Annotated in this window: 6 protein-coding genes and 1 pseudogene; 6 read left to right on the top strand and 1 reads right to left on the bottom strand. The window is 47.6% G+C overall.

What is annotated here, in order from left to right; genetic code table 11:
- Positions 1 to 64: 64 nt before the first annotated feature.
- Positions 65 to 538, bottom strand: a complete 474-nt coding sequence (locus QUA71_RS28640) for an SDR family NAD(P)-dependent oxidoreductase (protein WP_333290327.1) — start codon at positions 536 to 538, stop codon at positions 65 to 67.
- Positions 539 to 695: 157 nt separating this feature from the next.
- Here QUA71_RS28640 and QUA71_RS28635 point away from each other — a divergent pair, with 157 nt between their 5' ends.
- The 6 genes and pseudogenes from QUA71_RS28635 to QUA71_RS28610 all read left to right on the top strand — a co-directional run bounded on the left by QUA71_RS28635 (position 696) and on the right by QUA71_RS28610 (position 6,638).
- On the top strand, positions 696 to 2,042 hold the full coding sequence (locus QUA71_RS28635; protein WP_333290325.1) for a sugar ABC transporter substrate-binding protein: 1,347 nt from the start codon (positions 696 to 698) through the stop codon (positions 2,040 to 2,042).
- A gap of 206 nt (positions 2,043 to 2,248) precedes the next feature.
- Positions 2,249 to 3,169 carry a sugar ABC transporter permease gene (locus QUA71_RS28630; protein ID WP_333290323.1) on the top strand — a complete coding sequence of 307 codons (921 nt, stop codon included), beginning with the start codon at positions 2,249 to 2,251 and terminating at the stop codon, positions 3,167 to 3,169.
- A 2-nt stretch (positions 3,170 to 3,171) separates the two neighbouring features.
- Positions 3,172 to 3,993 carry a carbohydrate ABC transporter permease gene (locus QUA71_RS28625; protein WP_333290321.1) on the top strand — a complete coding sequence of 274 codons (822 nt, stop codon included), beginning with the start codon at positions 3,172 to 3,174 and terminating at the stop codon, positions 3,991 to 3,993.
- Positions 3,994 to 4,028: 35 nt separating this feature from the next.
- Entirely contained in the window at positions 4,029 to 5,141 is a 1,113-nt protein-coding gene (locus QUA71_RS28620; protein ID WP_333290319.1) for a sn-glycerol-3-phosphate ABC transporter ATP-binding protein UgpC, read from the top strand.
- Positions 5,142 to 5,996, top strand: a pseudogene (locus QUA71_RS28615) (mannitol dehydrogenase family protein); the annotation flags it as partial.
- Positions 5,997 to 6,023: 27 nt separating this feature from the next.
- Entirely contained in the window at positions 6,024 to 6,638 is a 615-nt protein-coding gene (locus QUA71_RS28610; protein ID WP_445243836.1) for a hypothetical protein, read from the top strand.
- The last annotated feature ends 100 nt before the right edge of the window (positions 6,639 to 6,738 follow it).

Raw genomic sequence — 6,738 nt, 5'->3', positions numbered from 1 at the left:
GACCCCATCTTTTTTTACCTTAAGTTGTCTCAATCCGCTACTGGCAATGCTTTTGACTGGGTTGTCACCCCGTCAGACCAGCCACTCCTGCATGGCTTGCCATATTGACGATCGCTCCTCCACCCTCAAAGCGTAGGTGTTGTGCCGCCGCTTTGAGGACGTGAAAAACTCCGACAACATTGATGTCAATGACCTTTTGAAAATCCTCCTCGGGATACTCGTCGGTTTTGGCAAACACTCCTTGATAACCTGCATTGTTGAAAACATAATCGATCCGCCCAAATTGCTCTACAGCACCAGAAAAGGCTTGAGCAACGTCATCAGGATCGGTGACATTGCAGCGAAAGGTAGCAACTGGAATTTTATAGGCTTCCAATTCGTGAGCAACCTCTGCCATCTTCGCTTCGTTTAAGTCTAGAATTACTACACCTGCACCATCTGCGGCAAAACGCTGTGCAGTAGCCCGACCAATATCACCAGCACCGCCCGTAATCAGAATCGTTTTACCAGCAAAGTCATAGCTTGCTCTAGCTGTCATATCTTTAACCCCTTGTGAATATATGTTGCAAATACTCTTTAAGCGTTCAGTATTTAAGGTTACCTAATATAATTCAATTATTGAGAAATCGCTCAATATTAGGCATAAACTCAACAATTTAGTCATCTGATTTTTTTAATATCAAAGGAGTTATGCGATGCGTATCCCCCGCTTCGCTAAATTGCTGGTTGCATTCCTCGTTGGAGTCGTGCTTGTGCAACTGCTGCATGGTTGTGGGACAGGTTCCCAAGCAGCAGGGAAAACCAGAGTGACGATCGCCACTGTCAATAATGGCGATATGGTCGTTATGCAAGGGCTTTCAAGCAAGTTTGAACAAGCCAACCCAGACATTCAACTGAGGTGGGTTGTCCTAGAAGAAAACGTGTTGCGCCAACGCACCACCACAGACGTTGCTAGCCAGGGCGGGCAATTTGATGTCCTGACAATCGGGTCTTATGAAACGCCGATTTGGGCGAGACGGGATTGGTTAAAACCATTAGATCTACCCGCCAGCTACGACGTAAATGACCTGATAAAACCCATCAGAGAAGGTCTTTCCAACAACGGCAAACTCTATGCTGTGCCGTTCTATGGGGAAAGTTCCATGCTGTATTACCGAAAAGACTTGTTTAAAAAAGCAGGGATTACGGTTCCCGAACAGCCAACATATCCCCAACTAACACAATGGGCGAGTAAGGTTCACGATCCAGCCAATGGAGTCTACGGTGTTTGTCTGCGTGGAAAACCCGGTTGGGGCGAAAACATGGGATTTTTGTCCACATTGGTCAACACGTTTGGCGGACAGTGGTTTGACATGAAGTGGCAACCCACTATAAATACTCCAGCCTGGAAAGAAGCGATCGCCTTCTATGTCGATTTGCTCAACAAATATGGCCCACCGGGTGCCAGTTCCAATGGATTTAATGAGAATCTAGCGCTATTCTCGACGGGTAAGTGTGGGATGTGGGTAGATGCAACCGTTGCTGCAGGACTGTTATCCAATCCAAAAGAATCCCAAGTTTATGACAAAGTTGGCTTTGCCCGTGCGCCAATAGAAAAATATCCAAACGGCTCGAATTGGCTCTGGGCCTGGGCACTAGCGGTTCCAAAAACCTCAAAATCCCCCGAAGCTGCTCAAAGGTTTGTTGCCTGGGCAACCTCAAAGGAATACATCCAATTGGTGGCTGACCAAAATGGCTGGGTTGCTGTACCACCAGGTACGCGGACTTCCACCTATAACAATCGCAACTATCAAAAAGCTGCACCGTTTGCTTCGATCGTACTCAGGTCGATCCAATCTGCCGATATTAGCCGCCCAGCAGCAAATCCAACCCCTTACAAGGGCATTCAATATGTGGATATTCCAGAATTTCAGGCGATCGGTTCTTCAGTTGGGCAAACGATGGCAGCAGCGCTGACGAATCGCCTTTCAGTCGATCGGGCGTTGCAACAATCGCAGAATTCAACTGAACGGTTTATGAAACACACGGGTTACATCGAGTGAAAAGAGCGGCTAGGTTATGTTTTTAAACCCGGAGCTCCCCCTAAATCCCCCTTAAAAAGGGGGACTTTGACGCTCATTCTCCCCCCTTTTTAAGGGGGGCTGGGGGGGATCTAAATTTGACGGGGAAGGCAAAACACGCAAATGCTCACCCATAAAACTTTCACAATCTAAAATCCCCAATCAAAGATCAAAAATTCTATTAAGCTATGTCTTCTTCAGTAGCTGTAAAACATCACCACGAAACGCCCCCCGCCCACCAACGAAGCAAGCGACAGGCATCAACATTACCCCTAGTTGCGCCTTCCGTCATTGCCTTGCTGCTGTGGATGATTGTGCCTCTGGTGATGACGGTATGGTTTTCCTTTCAGCGGTATAACCTGCTCAATCCAGGCGCACGCAAATTCATCGGAATTGAAAATTTCACCTTCATCTTGAGTGATCCAGCTTTATGGACTTCGATCGGCATCACAATAATTCTGGTCGTGTCCGTTCTGGCGATCACGATTGGTCTAGGCACACTTCTGGCAATTCTGTTTGACCAAGACTTTTATGGTCAGGGGATTGCACGGGTACTGGCGATTTCTCCGTTTTTCGCCATGCCCACAGTCAGCGCCCTAGTCTGGAAAAATATGCTGATGCATCCAGTGAATGGGCTGTTTGCTCAATTCACAAGAGGTTTGGGTTTGGGGGCGATCGATTGGTTTGCAGATTTTCCACTGCTTGCAATCATTATCATTGTTTCGTGGGAGTGGCTTCCCTTTGCCCTGCTGATTTTGCTGACGGCAATTCAGTCGTTAGATCATGACCAGCTAGAAGCAGCCCGGATGGATGGAGCAAATGCTCTAGCCTTATTCCGTTTCGTCATGCTACCGCATCTGAGCCGCGCCATTGCCGTGGTCGCCATGATCGAGACGATTTTCTTTTTGACTATCTTTGCAGAAATCTTTGTTACCACAGGTGGCGGACCCGGAGTGGCAACCACCAACCTTGCCTATTACATCTTCCTGAGAGCTTTGCTGGAATTTGATGTCGGCGGTGCTTCAGCGGGTGGATTAATCGCGGTAATTCTTGCCAACATCGCGGCAATTTTTCTGATGCGTAGTGTTGCTCGTAATTTGGATACCTAACAATGGCACAAAAAACTTCTCGCCGCTTGCTTTTTACCTTGCTCGGCTGGTTTGTCGCTTGCAGCTTGTTTTTCCCAATTTTCTGGATGTTTCTCACCAGTTTCAAAACAGAGGTGGCGGCGGTTGCAACTCCCCCTCAGTTATTTTTCCAGCCGACATTAGAAAATTATGTAGCCATACAAGATCGGGCAAACTATTTCAACTATGCGCTCAACAGTGTAGTGGTTTCACTCGGAGCGACAATACTCGCACTGCTGCTTGCCGTACCTGCCGCTTATGCCATGTCTTTCTTCCCAACCAAACGCACTAAGAGTACCTTGCTGTGGATGCTGTCCACTAGAATGCTGCCACCCGTTGGCGTGCTGGTGCCGATCTACATCTTGTGTCGCAACGCTGGTTTGCTGGATACCCGCATCGGTTTGATTATTATTTACACCCTGATCAATTTGCCAATTGTTGTCTGGATGATTTACAGCTTTTTCAAAGAGGTACCCAAAGATATCCTAGAAGCCGATCGCATGGATGGGGCAAACACGCAGCAAGAACTGATTCATGTGTTGCTGCCACTGGCATTGCCTGGAATTGCTTCCACCGCATTGCTTTCAATCATTTTGTCCTGGAATGAAGCGTTTTGGAGCCTCAATTTGACAACGGCTAATGCCGCTCCTTTAACCGCATTTATTGCCTCATTTTCCAGTCCTCAAGGATTGTTTTGGGCAAAACTTTCGGCAGCATCAACTCTGGCGCTCGCACCCATTTTAATCTTCGGTTGGTTCAGTCAACGGCAATTAGTACGCGGTCTTACCTTTGGTGCGGTGAAATAATCATTTGATTTTTAATGCATTAATAGGAGTCTTTCATGTCCACAGTTGCTTTAAGAGATATTCGCAAAACATATGCCGATACAGAGATCATTAAAGGCGTCGATCTTGATGTTGGCGATCGCGAATTTGTTGTATTCGTTGGTCCGTCCGGTTGCGGCAAATCAACCTTGTTACGCATGATTGCCGGACTAGAGGAAATTACCTCCGGCAAGTTGATGATTGATGGAGAGGTCGTGAATGATGTACCTCCAGATAAACGCGGGTTAGCAATGGTATTTCAAACCTACGCCTTGTATCCTCACATGACCGTAGCAGAGAATATGGCGTTTAGCCTCCGCCTTGCAGGTGTTCCAAAAGCCAAGCGTCATGAAAGGGCGCGTGAAGTCGCTCATGTCCTCCAACTGGAACCACTGTTAAACCGCAAGCCCAAAGAGTTATCCGGAGGACAGCGGCAACGAGTAGCAATTGGTCGTGCCCTGGTTCGCAATCCCAAAGTGTTTTTGTTTGACGAACCACTGTCAAACCTGGATGCCTCCTTGCGCGTGCAGATGCGGATCGAACTTGCCAGCTTACATGACAGCCTGCAAGCCACCATAATTTATGTGACACACGATCAGGTTGAGGCAATGACACTTGCCAACAAGATTGTAGTGTTGCAGGGCGGCATTGTAGAACAAGTGGGTTCGCCTTTGGATCTCTACCACCATCCCCGGAATCTATTCGTCGCCGGATTTATTGGTTCACCTAAGATGAACTTTGTCTCGGTTACAGTGACAGCCGTCAATGACTCTGGTACAACTGTCAAACTTCCCGGTGATGCCAGTGTGACTATTCCAGTGAAGCCTGGAAAGCTGTTGGTTGGGGATAGAGCCACGTTGGGAATTCGCCCCGAACACCTACGACTCGATCGCAATAGCGCAACAGTGAATGGCGAAGTATTAGTTGTGGAACGGCTGGGCGGACAAACCTACCTCTATGTCAAGATTGCGGGTGGCGACACGCTAGTCGTGCAAACAGACGGAGATAATTCCAGCCAGTTGCACGATGTTGTTCCTGTTCACATTAACGGCGATCTTTGCCATCTATTTGACTTACAGGGTGAAGCCGTTTCCAAAACTCGTCGTCACCACCTAACCGTTAGTAAATAAATGAACAGCAATCCCAGCACAGCCTCAACAATCAAGCTCAATGAAGCATCCCTGTCTCGTTTACCTGGAAACGTTCCCATACCCAAGTACGATCGCCGTCAAATTACTAATGGAATTGTGCATATTGGGGTGGGTGGATTTCATAAATCGCACCAAGCACTCTATCTCGATGATTATTTCCATCAGCATCCTGGTAGTGACTGGGGAATCTGTGGTGTGGGATTGCTGGACTATGACTATGACAGGCGGATGCGGAATGCACTTCTGTCCCAAGATTGTTTATACACCTTAGTTGAGCGATCGCCTAAGAGCGATCGCGCTCGAATCATCGGTTCAATCACTCGATACCTGTTTGCACCAGACAATCGTCAAGCAGTTATTGAAGCATTAGCAGATCCCAAATGCTGAATTGTTACTCTAACGATCACTGAAAGCGGCTACTACTACATTGAAGGAAGTGGCGAATTCGATGTGAACCACCCGACAATTCAGCACGATTTGCAACATCCTGACCAACCAATCGGGACATACGGTTTTTTGACAGCCGCACTCGAAAAGCGACGTAAACAGGGGTTGGCACCGTTTACAGTCTTGTCCTGCGACAATATCCAGGGCAACGGCAACATGGTGCGGAAAATGCTAACGACATTTGCCCAAATGCGCGATCCAGAGTTAGGACGTTGGATTGCTGAACACGTTGCGTTTCCCAACTGCATGGTCGATCGCATTACTCCGATGACAACCCCAGCAGATATCAAAATGGTGGCCCAACAGTTTGGTATTGATGATGCGTTTCCAGGTGTCGCGGAGCCTTTCATCCAGTGGGTAATCGAAGATACCTTTTGTGCCGGCAGACCCGATTGGGAATCCGTTGGCGTACAGATGACTAAGAATGTTCATCCCTACGAGATGATGAAAATTCGGCTGCTCAATGCCAGTCATATGTTGATTGGCTATCTCGGCTCTGTTGCAGGTTATACCTACGTTTATGAAGTCATGGCCGATCCGTTATTCCGGCAAGCCGTTGCTAACCTGATGGACGAGGTGACACCCACGCTCCAACCCGTTCCTGGGATTGATTTAGACGATTATAAAAAAACTTTAATAGAACGGTTTTCCAATCCCAAAATTCGCGATCAGCTTCCACGCCTGTGCCTGAATGGATCGGCCAAAATTCCTAAGTTTGTTTTGGGATCTATCCGCGATAAATTACAACTTGAAGGTGCGATCGATTACCTAAGTTTGACGATTGCTGCTTGGTGTCGATACATCAATAGTCAGGATAAACAAGGGCAACCTATTCCCATTGATGATCCATTAGCAGATATCCTCATTCAACGCGCCAGCTTGAGCGAATTAGATCCCAAACCATTGCTCAGTATATCTGAAATTTTTGGAGATTTAGTAGAGTCGCCACGTTTCGTCGAGACTGTTGCTGACAAGTTGCGTAGTTTGCATGAGTTTGGTGCTCAAGGAACGCTAGCCCGATTGTCGTAGGCACCATCCGCATCCGTGAGGAAACTTATTTGACACTGCCACGGCTGCACTACGTTAAAGCCGTGGGATTCTCCCGTCTAGCCCAGCTCTATGTCTACGA

Origin of the sequence: Microcoleus sp. MON1_C5 (assembly GCF_036701875.1) — a bacterium.
In the GTDB taxonomy this organism is placed as follows: Bacteria; Cyanobacteriota; Cyanobacteriia; order Cyanobacteriales; family Microcoleaceae; genus Microcoleus.
The sequence above is the reverse complement of the archived record's forward strand: the minus strand, read 5'-3'. Positions and strand labels throughout refer to the sequence as shown.